The organism is Dyella solisilvae, from assembly GCF_003351225.1.
In the GTDB taxonomy this organism is placed as follows: domain Bacteria; phylum Pseudomonadota; class Gammaproteobacteria; order Xanthomonadales; family Rhodanobacteraceae; genus Dyella; species Dyella solisilvae.
The window spans coordinates 1,504,255-1,519,799 of record NZ_QQSY01000001.1; the positions used below are offsets into that span (position 1 = coordinate 1,504,255).

Here is a 15,545-nt window from a genome sequence, read left to right on the forward strand (position 1 = left end):
CCCGTGTCCGTTACCCGCATGAGCGATCTTGATCTGCGCGGCAAGCGCGTGCTGATCCGCGAAGACCTGAACGTGCCGATCGAGAACGGCCACATCACCTCCACCCAGCGCCTGGACGCCTCCCTGCCCACCATCAAGGCCGCCCGCGACGCCGGCGCCAAGGTGATGGTGCTGTCGCACCTGGGTCGCCCGAAGGAAGGCCAGTTCGACGCCGAATCCTCGCTCGCCCCCGTCGCCAAGTGGCTGAGCGACAAGCTCGGCCAGCCGGTGCGCCTGGTGGCCGACTACCTCGACGGTGTCGACGTCGCTGATGGCGAAGTGGTGGTGCTGGAGAACTGCCGCATGAACGTGGGCGAAGGCAAGGACGACGAGGCCCTGTCCCGCAAGTACGCCGCCCTCTGCGACATCTTCGTGATGGACGCCTTTGGCACCGCCCACCGCGCCCAGGCCTCCACCCACGGCGTGATCAAGTACGCCCCGGTGGCCGCCGCCGGTCCGCTGCTGTCGGGCGAGCTGGACGCGCTGGGCAAGGCGCTGGAGCACCCGGCCCACCCGCTGCTGGCCATCGTGGCCGGTTCCAAGGTGTCCACCAAGCTCACCCTGCTGGAGAACCTGATCGGCAAGGTCGACCAGCTGATCGTCGGCGGCGGCATCGCCAACACCTTCATCGCGGCGATGGGCTACTCGGTGGGCAACTCGCTGTACGAGCCCGACCTCATCCAGGCGGCCAAGAAGGTCATCGCCGACGCCAAGCGCCGCAATGCCGACGTGCCGATCCCGGTCGACGTGGTGGTCGCGCCGGAGTTCTCCGCCCATGCCCCGGCCACCGTCAAGGCGGTCGATGAAGTGAAGGACGGCGAGATGATCCTGGACATCGGCCCGGAGACCGCCCGCCGCTACGCCGAGATGATCGCCAAGGCCGGCACGGTGGTGTGGAACGGCCCGGTCGGCGTGTTCGAGTTCGACGCCTTCGGTCATGGCACCGAAACCCTGGCGCGCGCCGTCGCGACGTCTCCGGCCTTCTCCATCGCCGGCGGTGGCGACACCCTGGCGGCGGTGGACAAGTACGGCATCGCCGACAACGTCTCCTACATCTCCACCGGTGGCGGCGCCTTCCTCGAATTCCTCGAAGGCAAGGAACTCCCGGCCGTGGCGGCCCTCAAGGCTCGCGCGGGCAAGTAATGCTCTGCCTGTTCGACCTCGACGGCACCCTGATCGATTCGGAAGTCGGGATCCTCGGCTGCGTCCGCCATGCGCTGACGCAGCTGGGCGTGCCCCATCCGACCGAGATGCGCCACTGGATCGGTCCGCCACTGCGGCACAGCTTCGCGCCGCTGCTGGAGCACGACCACGATCGCATCGAGCAAGCGGTGGAGCACTACCACGAGCGCTTCCACACCATCGGCTGGCGCGAGCACACGGTGTATCCGGGCATCGAGGCGATGATTGGCCAGCTCAAGGCCGCCGGCCATGAACTGGCGGTGGTCACCAGCAAGCCCGAGCGGCACGCACGCCCGATCATCGAGCACCTGCCGTTCGGCGGCGCGTTCAGCCGTCTGTACGGGCCACATCCGTCGAGCCCGCACAGCGAGAAGGCCGCCATGATCGCGGCAGCGCTGGCCGATTTCGGCGCGAAGCCCGAAGACACCGCGATGATCGGCGACCGTCATTTCGACATCGACGGCGCCGTGGCCAACCGCGTGCGCGGCGTCGGCGTGCTGTGGGGTTTCGGCAGCCGCGCGGAGCTGGAGAAGGCCGGCGCGCACGCCATGGCGGCAACGCCCCAAGACCTCACCGCGCTTCTCTCAGCCTGATCCATGACTCTGGCCCGCCAGCACTGGCGGGCCGCCGCGAACGCCGCCCGCCGGGGCCACTGTCACCGGCGAGGGCTGGCTGGCATCCTGCGCAAGCCGTCGCAGAGGGGGCGGCGTCCACCAGGGGGATAGGCATGTCGCACGAACAGGCTGCGCCACAGCGCGGCGGCGGTAGCGTGGGTGTACTTGAACTGGGGCCTGCGGGAGATCGACCACCCACGACGGCGTTTGCGGTCATGTTTGGCCAGCAGGTCGGACTCAACAAAGTACCGACCGACGACTCCCGCTGGGCCGGCAAAGGACAGATCCGCTTCGACGAGAACACGGTGACCCTCAGCGGTCCGCGCAAGCGTCCGTTCCTCACCAGCGTCCAGGAAAGCCGGACTTTTCAGCGGCAGGAGATTCTCAATGCCGCCGTCACCGGCAGCACGGTGAAATTCCAGCGCCGCGTGCCGGGGGAGTCGATGCAGACTGTCCGCTTCACTGCCAGCAACCCCGCCCAGGCGCTGGCCATCCTGGCCCATCTGCCGGGCGAACAGACCGCCGAGTTCGCGAGCAGCCAGGCGGCACTGGTCGACTTCCAGCAGCGACTGGACCGCCTGAGCCCGCGCGCCCCGGTCACTCCCGTCCTCGTCGCGCTCAACGTCATCGTGTTCATCGTCGCCTGCGTGGCAGGCATGAACCCGATTTCGCCCACTGGCGAGTCTGCCGTCCAGGTCGGTTCCAACTTTGGTCCGCTCACCATGGGCGGCCAGTGGTGGCGACTGTTTACCGCCACCTTCATACACTTCGGCATCATCCACCTTGCTCTGAACATGCTGGCGCTGTACCAGAACGGCCGCACCATCGAGCGTCTGTTCGGCAGCAGCCGCTTCCTGCTGCTGTATGTGTTCGCCGGTCTCGCCGGGAGCCTGGCCAGCCTGTTGTGGAATCCCATGGTGAACGGCGCCGGCGCTTCTGGCGCCATCTTCGGCATCTTCGGTGGCCTGCTTGCCTTCGTCATCAACCCGCATAACGCCGTGCCCAAGGAAGTGATGGCGGAGCATCGCAACAGCACTCTGCTGTTCGCGGGATATTCGCTCTTCTATGGGTTCGCCCATAGCGGCATCGACAACGCTGCGCACCTGGGCGGCCTGGTAGGCGGTTTCGCCATGGGGCTGTTGCTGGCGCGCCCGCTCAATACCGAGCACCGCAGCCAGGCCGGGCTGCCACGCCTGCTGCTGTCGATCCTGCTAGGCGCCGGCGCACTTCTGGCCATGGCGTGGCCGTTGGTTCATCCGTCAGGTCAGGCACAGCAGATCGCGCGATTCGAACGCAACCTGATGGAGTTCAGTGAGCACGAGAAGGCCATCCTTGCGCAGGCCAAGGGCCTGATCGAACAGGTGCGTGGCGGCAGCTTGTCCTCCGCCGCTTTCGCCGCTGCTTTCGCCAGCCAGATCACGCCCCAATGGGATGCGCTGCACGAGGAATTCGCTGCCGAGACGATTCCGCCAGACCACCGTGACTACGCCCTGCACCAAGCCTTGCTGCACTACACGGATGCCCGTCGGCTGGAGGCACGAGCCCTCGCGAAGGCGGCCACTTCCATCGATCCTGCCGACAGTACGGCGCTAGGTACCGCTCGGGGGAATACCGCCGCCGCCATGGACGAAATCAAGTCGGCCGTCGCCAAACGAAAGTGAATCCATCGTCGCGCGTGAAAGCGCGTCGCGTGCTATTGCAAAGTCCGCTCATGCGGACACAAAAAAACGCCGCGATAGTCGCGGCGTTTTTTCTGGAAGGTTTGGGCGATCACCCACCCCTCCACCATAAAGATGGCAATGCCCTCTCCCCGAGGGGAGAGGGTTACATCGCATCAGCCAATCACGCGCTTCACGGCGTCGACCACGTGCGGCACGGTGAAGCCGAACTCCTCGAACAGCTTGGCCGCCGGAGCCGAGGCGCCGAAGCTGTGCATGCCGATCACTTCGCCGTCCAGGCCCACGTACTTGCGCCAGAAGTCGGCCGTGGCCGCTTCCACCGCCACGCGGGCGCGGCACCAGCCCGGCAGGATGGCTTCGCGATACTCCAGCGGCTGGGCGTCGAACGCTTCGGCGCAGGGCATCGACACCACGCGCACCGGCACGTTCTGCTGCGCCAGCGTGCGCGCCGCTTCCATCGCCAGTTCCACTTCCGAACCGGTGGCGATCAGGATGGCCTTGAACTTGGTGTCCTGCGGATCCGACAGCACGTAGGCGCCGCGGGCGATGTCCGCCACCTGCTGCGCGGTGCGCTGCTGCGGCTTGAGGTTCTGGCGAGAGAACACGAGGCACGCCGGGTGGCCCTTGCGCTCGATGGCCAGCTTCCAGGACATCGCCGATTCCACCGCATCGCACGGACGCCACACCTGGTTGTTCGGGATGTAGCGCAGCGAGGCCAGGTGCTCCACCGGCTGGTGGGTCGGGCCGTCTTCGCCCAGGCCGATCGAGTCGTGGGTGTAGACGTGGATGGCGTGCGCCGGGATCAGCGCGCTCATGCGCACTGCGTTGCGGGCATAGTCGGAGAACACCAGGAAGGTGGCGTCGTACGGGATGAAGCCGCCATGCAGGGCCAGGCCGTTGGCGATGGCGGTCATGCCGAACTCGCGCACGCCGTAGTAGACGTAGTTGCCGTTGGGGTCATGGCCGTTGCCGGCATCGACGCTACCCGTCCACTTTGTGAGGTTGGAGCCGGCAAGGTCCGCCGAGCCGCCGATCAGCTCGGGCAGCAGCGGCGCGAACGCCTGGATGGTCATCTGCGAGGCCTTGCGCGAAGCGACGTCCACGCCGTCGGCCTGCAGCTTGTCGACGAAGGCCTGCGACTTGGCGGCCCAGTCCGCCGGCAACTCGCCGTTCATGCGGCGGGTGAACTCGGCCGCCAGCTCCGGGAACGCCGCGGTGTACTTGGCGACGGCATCGTGCCAGGTGCGCTCGCGCTCTGCGCCGGCCTGCTTGTGGTCCCAACCGGCGTAGATCTCGGCCGGGATCTCGAAAGGGGCATGGCGCCAGTCCAGCTCGTCGCGGGCGGCGGCCACTTCGGCCTTGCCCAGCGCGGCGCCGTGGCTCTCTTCCTTGCCCTGCTTGTGGGGCGCGCCGAAGCCGATGATGGTGCGGGCGCAGATCAGGGTGGGCTTGTCGCTCTGCGAGGTGGCCTCGGTGATCGCCTGCTTGATCGCGGCGGCGTCATGGCCGTCCACGCCACGGATCACGTTCCAGCCATAGGCCTCGAAACGCTTCGGCGTGTCGTCGGTGAACCAGCCGTGCACTTCGCCGTCGATGGAGATGCCGTTGTCGTCGTAAACCGCCACCAGCTTGCCGAGCTTCCAGGTGCCCGCCAGCGCGGCCACTTCATGCGAGATGCCTTCCATCAGGCAGCCGTCGCCGAGGAACACATAGGTGTGGTGGTTGACGATCTCGTGGCCCGGACGGTTGAAGTGAGCCGCCAGCACCTTCTCGGCGAGCGCGAAGCCGACCGCATTGGCCAGACCCTGGCCCAGCGGGCCGGTGGTGGTTTCCACGCCTGGGGTTTCGCTGGCTTCCGGATGGCCGGCGGTCTTGGAGTGCAGCTGGCGGAAGCGCTTGAGCTGGTCCATCGGCAGGTCATAGCCGGTCAGGTGCAGCAGCGCGTACTGCAGCATCGAGCCGTGGCCATTGGAGAGCACGAAGCGGTCGCGGTTGAACCACTTGGGATTGACCGGGTTGTGCTGAAGGAAGTCGTTCCACAGCACTTCTGCAATGTCCGCCATGCCCATGGGCATGCCCGGGTGGCCGGAGTTGGCCTGTTCCACGGCGTCCATGGCAAGGGCGCGCACGGCGTTGGCGAGTTCACGGCGGGTAGTCATCTAGAAAGTCTCCGGGGGTATGGCGGCCAGAAAAGCGCCTATTGTCGCCGAATGCTGACCGCGCTGTCGCTCCCGATTTTTAGCAGACCCATGTTTCATATTAACAAGGCCTTAATAATGCACTAACGAGTATTGAAACTCCGGGACCCGTACCCCATCTAAGTCACGCACCGTCGCCACGAGGTGCCCAGCCGCCCCACGACCGAACCCCCGGCGCCGCGGACTGGCCCAAAAAAGACAAAGAGGAGTACCCGATGAAGAACACCATTCTTGCCCTTGGCCTTGCCGCTGCCGGTCTGGCGGCCGTTCCCGCCGCTTTCGCGCAGGACGCGGGCCAGACCGCCCAGCAGGGCTGGTACGTCGGCGCCAACGCCGGTTACGGCCAGGTGCAGAAGGGCCCTTATGACAACGGCGACTTCGCCGGCGGCATCAAGGGCGGTTACCGCTTCGCCATCAACCCCGAGACCTCGCTGGGCATGGAAGTGGGCTATGTCTACCTGGGCCGCGCCAGCGCCCGTGGCCAGTACACCCAGAACTTCGCCAACTACACCGGCAGCAATGGCCAGTCCAAGCTGCAGGGCGCGACCGCCGGCCTGGACCTGCGCTACAACATCAGCCAGAGCTGGTACGCCGAGCTTCGCGGCGGCGCGTTCTTCGCCAAGGGTTCGGGCCTGACCGACGACAGGTTCAACCCGCAGGCGGTCCGCTTCAACAGCACGGACTACTACGCCGGCGCCGGCGTGGGCTACAACATCACCCCGAAGTGGAGCGTGGGCCTGAACTACGACTACTACCAGGCCAGCGACAGCGACAAGAACATCCATCTGCCGACCAACCTGTACAGCGTCAGCGCGGAATACCGCTTCTGATAGCGGTCTCCAGGAACAGGGCAACAAAAAACGGGCGCCGCGAGGCGCCCGTTTTCTTTTGGTTCTTCGATGCTTCCGCTTTTTCCGCAGGAGGGGCGCCGAGTGCGCCTCGCCACAGGATGCGGCTCTTTACTTGCCGTGCCACTGGCCCAGCGCGGCGAGGCCATTGTCCTTGGCGCGGGCCAGGACGGTCTTCTGCGCGTCGGCGTAGTTGGCCTTCATGTCCTTGGACCACAGCTTCAGCGCGGCCTGCTGCATGGCGCGACCGTAGGAGAAGCTCAGCGGCCACGGATGCGGGCCCATGCGGTTCATGGCGTTGAGGTGCGCGGTGGACTGCTCGTCGGTCTGGCCGCCCGAGAGGAACACGATGCCCGGCAGCGTGGCCGGCACGGTGGTCTTGAGCACGCGAACGGTGGCTTCGGCGACTTCCTCGACCTCGGCCTGCTCGTCCGCTTCCTTGCCCGGAATGACCATGCTGACCTTCAGGATGGTGCCTTCCAGCATCACGTTCTGCTCGTACAGCGCATTGAACAGGCTGCGCAGCACGGCTTCGTGCACTTCGTAGCTGACTTCGATGCTGTGGTCGCCGTCCATGATCACTTCCGGCTCGACCATCGGCACCAGGCCGGCTTCCTGGCACAGCGCGGCGTAACGGGCCAGCGCGTGGCAGTTCGCCTCGATGGCGGTCGACGACGGGTTGTCTTCGCTGATGTTGATGACAGCGCGCCACTTGGCGAACTGGGCGCCCAGCTTCACGTACTCGGCGAGACGCTCGCGCAGGCCGTCGAGGCCTTCGGTGATCACGTCGCCCGGGAAGCCAGCCAGCGGCACCGGACCCTTGTCGACCTTGATGCCCGGGATGATGCCGTTCTTCTTCATGACCTGGGTGAACGGCACGCCGTCCTTGGTCGACTGACGAATGGTTTCGTCGTACAGGATGGCGCCGGAGATGTGCTCGCTGAGACCCGGCGCGGTGAGCAGCAGCTCACGGTAGGCGCGGCGATTCTCTTCCGTGTTCTCGATGCCAACGGCCTCGAAACGCTTCTTGATGGTGTTGGTCGACTCGTCGATGGCGATGATGCCCTTGCCGGGCGCGACCATCGCAAGGGCGACGCTTTCGAGATCTTCGATGCTCATGACAACTCCGGATACTTAGGCGGTGTGGGCCGCACAAGGTGGCGCCGCCCCGAGGGGCAGCCAGGCTGAAAGGCCGCGATTATAGGCCATAAGCCGCCCGGGGGTCCGGAGCACCCCTGAACGGCCCTGCCACCGGCTCCGGGACCGGGATCAGGCCTGGTCGAAGCCAGGCAGCTTGCAGGCGTTGGTAATGGACTGGCGCTGGGCCGGGTCCGCCGGCAGGTTGAACGGTACGATGAAGTAGGTGTTGATCGGCTCGTGGGTGTTGTTCTTCAGCGACGGGCCATAACGGAAGTTGCTGACCACGCTGGTAGCCACCCGATCCAGGTCGCTCTGCGGCACCACCTTGCGTACCGTCACGTTCTGCGGCACGCCGTCCGAGCCGATCATGAAGCTCACCGCCACGCAGCCGGGCGCGGTCATGTTGCGGCCGCTGTTGGGGATGTCGGCGTCCACCTTGGTGTTGAGCATGATCCAGTAGTTTTGGATCTGCTCCGGACCCACCATGCGCGCCTGCGATTGCGCCAGCAGCGGCGCCGCCGCCACCGTGGCCAGCGCCAGCACCAGGGCCTGACCGAAGCGGCGTGACATCGTGTTCATGGAAAACCTCCTGCGCATGGGTTGGGGGACGTCGGCCGGGATTCTAGTCCCATCGGCCCGTGCCGACGTCGAAACCACGCTTACAGGTCGCGCAGGCACTCCACCACGCCCTCGGCGCCCACCGAGAGCAGCTTGAGCGTGTTGGTGCCGCCACCCTGGCCGATGTGGTCGCCGTGGGTCAGCACCACGCGATCACCCTCGACCAGTCGACCCTGGACGAACAGCTGGCGCACCGCATCGCGGGCGGAGCCGGCCGGGGTCTGCGACACGTGGGTGAACTTCACCGGCTGCACGTCACGGAACACCGACATGCGACGGCGCGCGTCATCAAACGGCGACAGCGCGTAGATCGGCACGGCGCTGCGGTAGCGCGACAGCCACTGCGCGGTGGCGCCCGATTCGGTCAGGGACACGATGGCGCGCACGCCGAGCTGGCTGGCCAGCACCATGGCGGCCAGGGCGATGGCTTGGTCCGTGCGGTCCAGCAAGTGACCCTGGGTGGCGGGATCTTCCTTCGGCTCGAACTGGCGCTCGGCGCCGAGGCAGATGCGGCGGAGCGCGGCCACGGCCTTGTCCGGATGGGCGCCGGCAGCCGATTCCTCCGACAGCATCACCGCATCGGTGCCGTCGATGACCGCGTTGGCCACGTCCATCACTTCGGCGCGGGTCGGGATCGGCGAGCGCACCATCGACTGCAGCATCTGCGTCGCGGTGATCACGGCGCGATTGCGCTGCACCGACTCACGGATGATCTTCTTCTGCAGGCCGGGCAGTTCGGCGTCGCCGATTTCCACGCCCAGGTCGCCGCGCGCCACCATCACCACGTCGGAGGCGTCGATGATCTCGCCCAGCACGGGGAGCGCATCGGCGCGCTCGATCTTGGACACGAGCGAAGCCTTGCCGCCCGCTTCCGTCAGCAGTCGACGCGCCTCATGCATGTCTTGCGCGGAGCGTACGAACGACACGGCCAGGAAGTCAGCGCCGATCTCGGCAGCCAGCTTGATGTCCGCCCGGTCCTTGTCCGACAGCGCGTCCACCGAGAGACCACCGCCCTGGCGGTTGAGTCCCTTGCGGTCGGAGAGGCGGCCGGCGATCAGTACGCGGCAACGCACTTCGGCGCCCTCCACCGATTCCACCGTCATCGCGACCAGGCCGTCGTCGAACAGCAGCACGTCACCCGCAGCCACATCGTTGGGCAGGCCGTAGTAGCTCACGCCGACGCGAGTGGCGTCGCCCAGCGGGGCGCCAGGGCGGCAGTCCAGCACGAAGCTGTCGCCGACCTTCAGCTCGATCGGACCATTGGCGAACCTTTCAACACGGATTTTCGGACCTTGCAGGTCCGCCAGCACGCCGACCTCGCGGCCGAGCTTGGCGGCCGCTTCGCGTACGGCCACGGCGCGCGCGCGGTGATCGTCCGGCTGGCCGTGCGAGAGGTTCAAGCGAACCACGTCGACGCCTTCGGCGATGATTTTTTCGAGCATGCCAGGCGCGTCGGTCGCAGGACCGAGGGTGGCGACAATCTTTGTGCGGCGCAGCGGATTTTCAGTAGTCATGCATCCACGCTAGCAGATTTGGATCGATCTGCCAGAGGGTATTTGCAGGTTCCCGGCGACCATCTCGAGGGACGAAAGTGGACTGCATGTGGCCTGATTACCACCTCACCGAAGTGGTATGGTTCATCAACATCATTGAAGGCATCAAAGGGATCGACTGGTCTGCTTTGCAAGGACCGAATATGTCGATCACTGGTGTGGTATCAGCCCATTTGACGACCGCGCCGCACATGCGGTCCGGGCCCATCGACCGGCTGCGGCAAAGCCTGGCCGAAGCCCCGCCCGGAGCCTCCATCAAGCATTGTGCAGTGCATCACCCGCAGGCATTTGAAGGGGCAAACCGCGGCTTCGGACCAGGCATCCGGATGCGCAAGACATTGCGCTAGCATCGCCGCATGGATCGGGGAGATCCACACACAGGGGACCATCGAGATGACACGTCGTAGGAGCGCGGCTATCGCGCTGGCATTGCTGTGCATCGCTCCTGCTGTGGCCGCCGCGGTGGAATCGGCCACGATCGCCACGCGAGACTTCATCCGCCCGAGTGAATTCACTGACGTGCTGCTTTCGCCGGATGGCCGCTACATCTCCGCACTGGCGCCCCGCCCCAACACACCCTACGAAAACATGCTGGCGGTCATCGACACCACCACCGGCAAGCCGGTCTCCAGCATTCGCGCGGGCAGTCGCAACGAAATCCTCGAGTATCGCTGGGTCAACGATCACCGCCTTGTCCTGGCCTTCGCCACCCGGGTGGGCAGCCTGGCAACGCCTTCGCCCACTGGCGAACTGATGGCGTTCGATGCCGACGGTAACCATGGCATCTATTTGTTCGGCGCGCGTGGCAACGTGAGCGCCGACAGCAACCACATGCAGCAGGGCGGCCTGCGCCGGGACGCCTATGCAAAGCTGCTCTCGTCAGCCCCCTTCGGTGACGAGCGCTTTCTGCTGGTGCAGACGCAACCGTTCACTGACCACCGTGAGGGCAGCGTGCCATCCATCGAACGACTCGATGTGGCGAGTGGCGAAAGCCGCCGCGTACTGGAAGGCCCCGCGCCCGATGTCTCGATGACCCTTGACCATACTGGCGAGGTTCGCGCGGCATACAGCGATGGACTCCTTTGGACGCGTGAAGCCCACGGCAAATGGACCCTGAGCAACAACCCGAATGCGTCGCACGTGGGGATATCACCGATTGGCTTCAATCATGACAACACCAGACTGTATGTCGAGGTGACCCACCCGGAGGGCCCCGACTCCATCGAACTGATGGACCTCCAAAGCAGCGAGCGCACCCTGCTCTATCGTGGCGAATTTGCCGATCCAGGCGAACTGCTGCCCGCCGCCGATGGAAGCGATTTCTACGGCGTGATCACGGGCGACGGCGTGCAGGCCGTTCACTTCTTCGATCTCCATGGCATCGAGGCGCAGATCACCGACGCGCTGGCCGCCAGTTTTCCGGGCCAGCTGATCAGGCTGACGTCGTTCACCCGCGACGGCCGATTGGCCATCGTGGACGTCAGTAGCGATCGAAATCCGGGCGACTATTACCTGTTCGATCTCGACAAGAGCCAGGCGCGCTATCTCTTCAGCGAGAGGCGTTGGCTGCCCACGAAGCGCATGCGGCCGATGCAACCCATCGCGCTGAACGCGCGCGATGGCGTGCAGTTGCACGGCTTCCTCACCGAGCCGGAGGGCAAGGGGCCCTTTCCGATGGTGGTGCTGCCACACGGCGGACCGCATGGCCTGTTCGACCAGTGGATGTTTGATGAGGAAACGCAGCTATTGGCGAGCCGTGGCTATGCGGTGCTGCAGATCAACTATCGCGGTTCCGGCGGTTACGGCGCGCACTTCGAGAACATGGGTTATCGCCAGTGGGGACTGGCGATGCAGGACGACATCACCGATGCCACCCGCTGGGCGATCCGCGAAGGGCACGCCGACAGCGCGCGCGTGTGCATCTACGGCGGCAGCTACGGTGGCTACGCTGCGCTGGAAGGCGCGGTGCGCGAGCCGGACCTGTATCGATGCGCCATCGGTTATGCCGGCGTGTATGACCTGCGCCTCCAGCTCACCAAGAGCGATACGCAGCGCACTGACAGCGGACTGGACTATCTGCACGAAGCGATGGGCGACGACACGGCCGACCTGCTGCGCCGCTCGCCCATCGCCGGCGCCGACCAGATCAAGGCCAATCTGCTGCTGATCCATGGTTACCTGGACGAGCGGGCGCCCTACGCCCACTTCAAGGCCCTGACCAACGCCTTGGACAAACAACGCAAGCATTACGAGTCGCTGGTGGAGTCAAGCGAAGGTCACGGATTCTTCCTGCTGGACCATCAACTTGCCATGTACGACAAGCTGCTGGATTTCCTGGCCCGCAATATCGGCCCCTCCTCGGCGGCGACCGGCGACACCACCGCCACTTCGCGCACGCTGCCCGCCAATCCCTGAGCCGACGGGCGCGTTCGATGGATAGCGTGGCGCTGGGGTGGCCTGCCTCAGCCGCCTGACAGGGCGAGATTCAGCACCTCGGCGAGGCGGCGTCCCGCCTGGCGCAGGCGCAGTTCTGCCACGGGCAATTCCTTGTCCACGTAGGCCTGGTCGATCTTGTGGCCGTCCGGGTAGATGTCGCGCGAGATCTGGCAGGACTCTTCGGCCCACTGCGCGTACGGGTTGTCCAGCGGCGCGATGGGCGGCGGGAGCGCGACCGTGCCGCGGGACTCCAGCTCGTCGGCGTAGGGCTTCGATTCCAGGCCGCGAGTCTTCAGCAGGCCCGAGTCCCACACGCTGTGCAGGTTGGTTCCCTTGCCGTTGAACTGCACCTGGTAGGCGTTGCCACCCTTGTCGTCGCGCGAGCCGCCGTGCAGAGGTTGGTGCTCGTCACCGATGAAATGCACCACGAACTTGAGCGCCTGCAGGCGGGCGGCGTCCGGCTGGCTCCGGTCGGCGAGGATCTTCACGTAATGGTCGATACCGGCCACCACGCACTGGCCGTCCTTGCAGTCGCGCGGCGGCGTGTAGTTGCAATCGCCGGAGGTGAAATCGACATAGTGGAGGGCGCGGGTCTGCTTCCACAGCGCGTCCTGGGCGGGATCGTTGCGGATCTCGTCCGCCCAGCTGGCGATATCCGCCAGCGACTTGGTGTGTTCGGGCGCCAGCAGGCGCTCCACCTCGGCTTCCGCCGCAGGGCTCAGGTGGCGCTGCGCCACGTCGGCGACGACGCTGTGGCCGAGCTGGCCCCAGCCATAGGCCATCGGCGCCAGGGCAAGACAGACGAGGGCGGCGGCGACGGAGCGGCGTGGAAGCTTCATGCGGGCAGGAGTCCTGATTGGGGGCCGCGAAGTCTGCCATAGCCGCATGACAGTCCGCCGCAAGGTTTTCATCAACCGGCGTTCGGCACGGACAGGGACTGGCCGGCGCCGTCGCGCACGCTCACGTCCACGGCGATGCCCTGGCGCACGCTCTGGGTCACGATGCAGAAGTCCTCGAACTGGGCCAACACGCGATCGAGGTGCTCCAGCACCTCGGCCCGGTCCGCCAGCTGCAGGTCCACCCCGATATGGGCGATGCGCCAGCGGCCGTGCTCGTTTCGGGCCAGCGTCGCGCGGGCCTTGGCGCCCAGCTGGCCGGGCGTGTTCTTGTACTTGCGCAGGGCGAACAACAGGCTGGCGGTCAGGCAGTTGGCCACCGCGGCGGCCAGCAGCCGGGAGGGGTTGGGGCCCGCGTCACGCCCGATGGGCGAGGTCTCGTCGGTGGTCAGGTCGGGGATGGCGGTGTCGTCGAAGCGGATCCGGAACTCGTAATCGGCCACCTGTTCCACGGTGATGTCGACGAACTGCTCTGCCTCGCTCATGGCGTACTCCTCGGGGTGGGGGCTGCGATGTTTCCAAAGGCCCGATTCAAGCGCGTTGGCGGCTTCCTGAACAGCCCGGCCGCCCCCGAACGGGGCTCCGCGTGAGCCCTTAGCCCGGTTCAGGCTAAAATGACCGTTTTACGGCGGCCCCACAGCCGCCATTTTCGTCATCTCACTCCGGAGGACGCTGTCCCATGGCCATCAAGGTCGCCATCAACGGTTACGGTCGCATTGGCCGCAACATCTTGCGCGCGCTGTACGAAGCCGGTCGCACCAACGAGATCCAGATCGTTGCGATCAATGACCTCGGCAATGCCGAGACCAATGCGCACCTGACCCAGTACGACACGGCGCACGGCAAGTTCCCGGGCACGGTCTCGGTGGACGGCGGCGACCTGATCGTCAACGGCGACCGCATCAAGGTCTGCGCCGAGCGCGACCCGTCGAAGCTGCCGTGGGGCGCCCTGGGCGTGGACGTGGTGCTCGAGTGCACCGGCCTGTTCACCTCCAAGGCCAAGGCCGGCGCGCACCTCGTCGCCGGCGCCAAGAAGGTGATCATCTCCGCCCCGGGCGACAAGGACGTGGACGGCACCTTCGTCGTCGGCGTCAACACCGACAAGCTCACCTCCAAGCTGGAAGTGATCTCCAACGCCTCGTGCACCACCAATTGCCTCGCTCCGCTGGCCAAGGTGCTGCATGAGAAGATCGGCATCGAGCGCGGCCTGATGACGACCATCCACGCCTACACCAACGACCAGGTGCTGACGGACGTCTACCACTCCGACCTGCGCCGCGCCCGTTCGGCCACGCACTCGCAGATCCCGACCAAGACCGGCGCCGCCGCCGCGGTGGGCCTGGTGCTGCCGGAGCTCAACGGCAAGCTGGACGGTTTCGCCATGCGCGTGCCGACCATCAACGTGTCGGTCGTCGACCTCACCTTCGACGCCGCCCGTGCGACCACCAAGGAAGAGATCGACGCGGTCATCCATGAAGCCGCCAACGGCGCGTTGAAGGGCATCCTGGCCGTCAACACGCAGCCGCTGGTGTCGATCGACTTCAACCACAACCCGGCCTCCTCCACCTACGACGCGACCCAGACGCGCGTCATGGGCGGCACACTGGTGAAGGTGCTGTCGTGGTACGACAACGAGTGGGGCTTCTCCAACCGTATGCTCGACATGACCATCGCGCTGATGGCCGCCAAGTAAGACGGTCGCCAAACGCGTCGACGCAAAAGCCGGGCACTGCCCGGCTTTTGTTTTTTGCGGGTATGCCTGCGGCGTGCTGTCGCGACATGGCGTGTCGCCGGGCCCAAGTGATCCAGATCAGCGCAGCAAACCAGCGCCATCTCCATCGTTGCGCCCACCTACAAGCCCCATGGAGATTCACCGATGGTTCGCACCACTCTTGCCCTCGCCCTGCTTGGTTTGTTCGCTGCGCCGCTGTGGGCCGCCGACTGCTCCACCACCATCGAAGGCAACGATGCCATGCAGTACAACCAGAAGAGCATCGAGGTGCCCAAGACCTGCAAGCAGTTCACCGTGACCCTCAAGCACACGGGCAAGCTGCCCAAGGCCTCGATGGGCCACAACTGGGTGCTGGGCACGGCGGCTGACCAGACCGGCATCATCGCCGACGGCATGAAGGCAGGCGCAGATCAGAATTACGTCAAGCCGGACGACGCACGCGTGATCGCTCATACCAAGCTGGTCGGCGGCGGCGAGTCGGACAGCGTCACGCTGTCGGTGGCCAAGCTCAAGGCCGGCGAAAGCTACGCCTACTTCTGCACGTTCCCGGGCCATGCCGCCCTGATGAAGGGCACGCTTACGCTCGCCAAGTAAGCCGGCCCAGACCGGT

At 65.9% G+C, this 15,545-nt stretch carries 14 protein-coding genes; 8 read left to right on the forward strand and 6 right to left on the reverse strand.

The genetic code is table 11. The features are described from left to right. Positions 1 to 3: 3 nt before the first annotated feature. The 3 genes from DVT68_RS06585 to DVT68_RS06595 all read left to right on the forward strand — a co-directional run bounded on the left by DVT68_RS06585 (position 4) and on the right by DVT68_RS06595 (position 3,496). Positions 4 to 1,182 (forward strand): phosphoglycerate kinase, encoded by a 1,179-nt coding sequence (locus DVT68_RS06585; RefSeq protein WP_114824181.1) that lies wholly within the window; start codon positions 4 to 6, stop codon positions 1,180 to 1,182. Further along, positions 1,182 to 1,814, forward strand: coding sequence for an HAD hydrolase-like protein (locus DVT68_RS06590; RefSeq protein ID WP_114824182.1), 633 nt, complete (start codon positions 1,182 to 1,184; stop codon positions 1,812 to 1,814). The genes DVT68_RS06585 and DVT68_RS06590 overlap by 1 nt, the downstream gene beginning before the upstream one ends. A gap of 134 nt (positions 1,815 to 1,948) precedes the next feature. Further along, positions 1,949 to 3,496, forward strand: a complete 1,548-nt coding sequence (locus tag DVT68_RS06595; RefSeq protein ID WP_114824183.1) for a rhomboid family intramembrane serine protease — start codon at positions 1,949 to 1,951, stop codon at positions 3,494 to 3,496. Positions 3,497 to 3,669: 173 nt separating this feature from the next. On the opposite strand, the gene tkt is transcribed toward DVT68_RS06595, so the two are convergent. Beyond that, complete coding sequence (gene tkt, locus DVT68_RS06600) at positions 3,670 to 5,673, reverse strand: transketolase (protein WP_114824184.1); 2,004 nt, start codon at positions 5,671 to 5,673, stop codon at positions 3,670 to 3,672. Positions 5,674 to 5,927: 254 nt separating this feature from the next. Here tkt and DVT68_RS06605 point away from each other — a divergent pair, with 254 nt between their 5' ends. Continuing rightward, positions 5,928 to 6,542 (forward strand): outer membrane beta-barrel protein, encoded by a 615-nt coding sequence (locus DVT68_RS06605; protein WP_114824185.1) that lies wholly within the window; start codon positions 5,928 to 5,930, stop codon positions 6,540 to 6,542. Between the two features lie 129 nt (positions 6,543 to 6,671). Here DVT68_RS06605 and DVT68_RS06610 read toward each other — a convergent pair whose 3' ends face one another. The 3 genes from DVT68_RS06610 to pyk form a co-directional block, all read right to left on the reverse strand. Further along, positions 6,672 to 7,679 carry a class I fructose-bisphosphate aldolase gene (locus DVT68_RS06610; protein ID WP_114824186.1) on the reverse strand — a complete coding sequence of 336 codons (1,008 nt, stop codon included), beginning with the start codon at positions 7,677 to 7,679 and terminating at the stop codon, positions 6,672 to 6,674. 150 nt (positions 7,680 to 7,829) lie between these two features. Next, entirely contained in the window at positions 7,830 to 8,279 is a 450-nt protein-coding gene (locus tag DVT68_RS06615; RefSeq protein WP_114824187.1) for a TonB family protein, read from the reverse strand. Positions 8,280 to 8,359: 80 nt separating this feature from the next. Continuing rightward, on the reverse strand, positions 8,360 to 9,832 hold the full coding sequence (gene pyk, locus DVT68_RS06620) for a pyruvate kinase (RefSeq protein ID WP_114824188.1): 1,473 nt from the start codon (positions 9,830 to 9,832) through the stop codon (positions 8,360 to 8,362). An 86-nt stretch (positions 9,833 to 9,918) separates the two neighbouring features. Between pyk and DVT68_RS06625 the strand changes: the two genes are divergently transcribed. Then, positions 9,919 to 10,218 carry a hypothetical protein gene (locus tag DVT68_RS06625; protein ID WP_114824189.1) on the forward strand — a complete coding sequence of 100 codons (300 nt, stop codon included), beginning with the start codon at positions 9,919 to 9,921 and terminating at the stop codon, positions 10,216 to 10,218. A 46-nt stretch (positions 10,219 to 10,264) separates the two neighbouring features. Continuing rightward, positions 10,265 to 12,286 carry a S9 family peptidase gene (locus tag DVT68_RS06630; RefSeq protein WP_114824190.1) on the forward strand — a complete coding sequence of 674 codons (2,022 nt, stop codon included), beginning with the start codon at positions 10,265 to 10,267 and terminating at the stop codon, positions 12,284 to 12,286. A 47-nt stretch (positions 12,287 to 12,333) separates the two neighbouring features. Here DVT68_RS06630 and DVT68_RS06635 read toward each other — a convergent pair whose 3' ends face one another. Beyond that, positions 12,334 to 13,146, reverse strand: a complete 813-nt coding sequence (locus DVT68_RS06635; RefSeq protein WP_114824191.1) for a S1/P1 nuclease — start codon at positions 13,144 to 13,146, stop codon at positions 12,334 to 12,336. A 71-nt stretch (positions 13,147 to 13,217) separates the two neighbouring features. Next, positions 13,218 to 13,688: an OsmC family protein gene (locus tag DVT68_RS06640; RefSeq protein WP_114824192.1), complete on the reverse strand. Its 471-nt coding sequence runs from the start codon at positions 13,686 to 13,688 to the stop codon at positions 13,218 to 13,220. Positions 13,689 to 13,882: 194 nt separating this feature from the next. Between DVT68_RS06640 and gap the strand changes: the two genes are divergently transcribed. Both gap and azu read left to right on the forward strand, forming a co-directional pair. Continuing rightward, the gene (gap, locus tag DVT68_RS06645) at positions 13,883 to 14,896 is read left to right on the forward strand and encodes a type I glyceraldehyde-3-phosphate dehydrogenase (RefSeq protein ID WP_114824193.1); all 1,014 of its coding nucleotides are present in this window, start codon (positions 13,883 to 13,885) and stop codon (positions 14,894 to 14,896) included. Between the two features lie 183 nt (positions 14,897 to 15,079). Further along, positions 15,080 to 15,529 carry an azurin gene (gene azu, locus DVT68_RS06650; RefSeq protein WP_114824194.1) on the forward strand — a complete coding sequence of 150 codons (450 nt, stop codon included), beginning with the start codon at positions 15,080 to 15,082 and terminating at the stop codon, positions 15,527 to 15,529. The last annotated feature ends 16 nt before the right edge of the window (positions 15,530 to 15,545 follow it).

Excerpts from the sequence above, each read along its gene's own strand:
- gap (WP_114824193.1), top strand. The coding sequence starts at position 13,883 with ATGGCCATCAAGGTCGCCATCAACGGTTACGGTCGCATTGGCCGCAAC.
- DVT68_RS06640 (WP_114824192.1), bottom strand. The coding sequence starts at position 13,688 with ATGAGCGAGGCAGAGCAGTTCGTCGACATCACCGTGGAACAGGTGGCC.
- DVT68_RS06590 (WP_114824182.1), top strand. The coding sequence starts at position 1,182 with ATGCTCTGCCTGTTCGACCTCGACGGCACCCTGATCGATTCGGAAGTC.
- DVT68_RS06635 (WP_114824191.1), bottom strand. The coding sequence starts at position 13,146 with ATGAAGCTTCCACGCCGCTCCGTCGCCGCCGCCCTCGTCTGTCTTGCC.
- DVT68_RS06595 (WP_114824183.1), top strand. The coding sequence starts at position 1,949 with ATGTCGCACGAACAGGCTGCGCCACAGCGCGGCGGCGGTAGCGTGGGT.
- pyk (WP_114824188.1), bottom strand. The coding sequence starts at position 9,832 with ATGACTACTGAAAATCCGCTGCGCCGCACAAAGATTGTCGCCACCCTC.
- DVT68_RS06610 (WP_114824186.1), bottom strand. The coding sequence starts at position 7,679 with ATGAGCATCGAAGATCTCGAAAGCGTCGCCCTTGCGATGGTCGCGCCC.
- azu (WP_114824194.1), top strand. The coding sequence starts at position 15,080 with ATGGTTCGCACCACTCTTGCCCTCGCCCTGCTTGGTTTGTTCGCTGCG.
- DVT68_RS06630 (WP_114824190.1), top strand. The coding sequence starts at position 10,265 with ATGACACGTCGTAGGAGCGCGGCTATCGCGCTGGCATTGCTGTGCATC.
- DVT68_RS06625 (WP_114824189.1), top strand. The coding sequence starts at position 9,919 with ATGTGGCCTGATTACCACCTCACCGAAGTGGTATGGTTCATCAACATC.
- DVT68_RS06605 (WP_114824185.1), top strand. The coding sequence starts at position 5,928 with ATGAAGAACACCATTCTTGCCCTTGGCCTTGCCGCTGCCGGTCTGGCG.
- DVT68_RS06615 (WP_114824187.1), bottom strand. The coding sequence starts at position 8,279 with ATGAACACGATGTCACGCCGCTTCGGTCAGGCCCTGGTGCTGGCGCTG.
- tkt (WP_114824184.1), bottom strand. The coding sequence starts at position 5,673 with ATGACTACCCGCCGTGAACTCGCCAACGCCGTGCGCGCCCTTGCCATG.